Origin of the sequence: Nesterenkonia aurantiaca, assembly GCF_004364585.1 — a bacterium.
Taxonomy (GTDB): domain Bacteria; phylum Actinomycetota; class Actinomycetes; order Actinomycetales; family Micrococcaceae; genus Nesterenkonia; species Nesterenkonia aurantiaca.
This window is the reverse complement of record NZ_SOAN01000024.1, coordinates 1-1,247: the sequence shown is the minus strand read 5'-3', so window position 1 is coordinate 1,247 and position 1,247 is coordinate 1. Positions and strand designations below refer to the sequence as shown.

Here is a 1,247-nt window from a genome sequence, read left to right as displayed (position 1 = left end):
TGGGCTGACCCCGTTTTTTAGATCCAGTCGTTGTGAGAGTCGTCTTGTTGCCCGAGTCCTCGGGCGGGAAGACTGGTCAGATCATGACGAACACCAAGAAGCGGCATACACCGGAACAAGTCGTCCGCAAGCTCGGACAGGCCGACAGAATCCTCGCCGATGGCGGAGACATCGCGGGTGTCTGCCGCGAGCTCGGTATCAGCGAGCAGACGTATTACCGGTGGCGGAACCAATACGGCGGGTTGAAGGCCAGCGACGCGAAACGCCTCAAGGAGGTCCAGAAGCAGAATGCGACGCTCAAGCGGCTGCTGGCCGAGGCGGAGCTCGAGAAGGCTGCGCTGAAGGAGCTGGCTGAGGGAAACTTCTAGGCCCGGGCAGGCGTCGCGCCGCCGTCTCACACCTTCTCAGGACACTGATGGTGAGCGAGCGGATGGCGTGCCGGCTGGCTGGGCTGAGCAGATCCGCGTATCGCCGCCCGTTGAAGGGCGACGCGGCTGCGGACCCGGACTCCGCGTTGCGGGGCTGGCTCCGCGCGTACGCAAAGAAGCACCCTCGGTGGGGATACCGTCGGGCGTACCATGACGCCCGAAACGAGGGCTGGACCGTCAATCACAAGAGAATCCAGCGACTCTGGCGAGAGGAAGGACTCCGGGTCCCGCAACGTCGGCGCCGCAAACGCCTCGGTTCCTCGACCATCGATGCTCCCACGGCGACCGCGGCGAACACGGTCTGGGCGGCGGACTTCCAGTTCGACGCCGACGAGCAGGGCCAGGCGATCAAGATCTGTTCGATTATCGATGAGTACACCCGTGAGTGCATCGGCGGGCTCGTCGAGCGGTCGATCACCGCGGACCGGCTCACCGATCACCTCGAGGATCTGGTCGCGGCTCGCGGCGCGCCCAGGGTGTTTCGCTCCGACAATGGGCCGGAGTTCATCAGCGACGCGATGGCGGATTGGGCCAGCACTCGCACCGGGCTGTTCTACATCCCGCCCGGCACGCCGTGGAACAACGGGTACGTCGAGTCATTCAACAGCCGTCTGCGCGATGAGTGCTTGAACATCAACAGCTTCTACTCGCTCCTGCACGCTCGCGTCGTGATAGGCGATTGGAAGAGGGAATACAATCACGCCCGGCCGCACTCATCGCTGGGCTACCTCACGCCCGCCGAGTACGCTCGGCAATGCACCTACCAAACGGAGAACGACGACTCCCACAACGTGTGGACCTAACAGAGGGGGCGGCTCA

At 64.0% G+C, this 1,247-nt stretch carries 1 protein-coding gene; it reads left to right on the top strand.

Going from position 1 to position 1,247, the window contains the following annotated elements; translation table 11 throughout:
* Nucleotides 1-83 precede the first annotated feature (83 nt).
* Nucleotides 84-1,231, top strand: a protein-coding gene (locus EV640_RS13515) for an IS3 family transposase (protein ID WP_133726731.1) whose coding sequence is annotated in 2 segments (ribosomal slippage) — nucleotides 84-354 and nucleotides 354-1,231 — 1,149 coding nt in all. Because the reading frame shifts where the segments join, the coding sequence is not laid out codon by codon here.
* The last annotated feature ends 16 nt before the right edge of the window (nucleotides 1,232-1,247 follow it).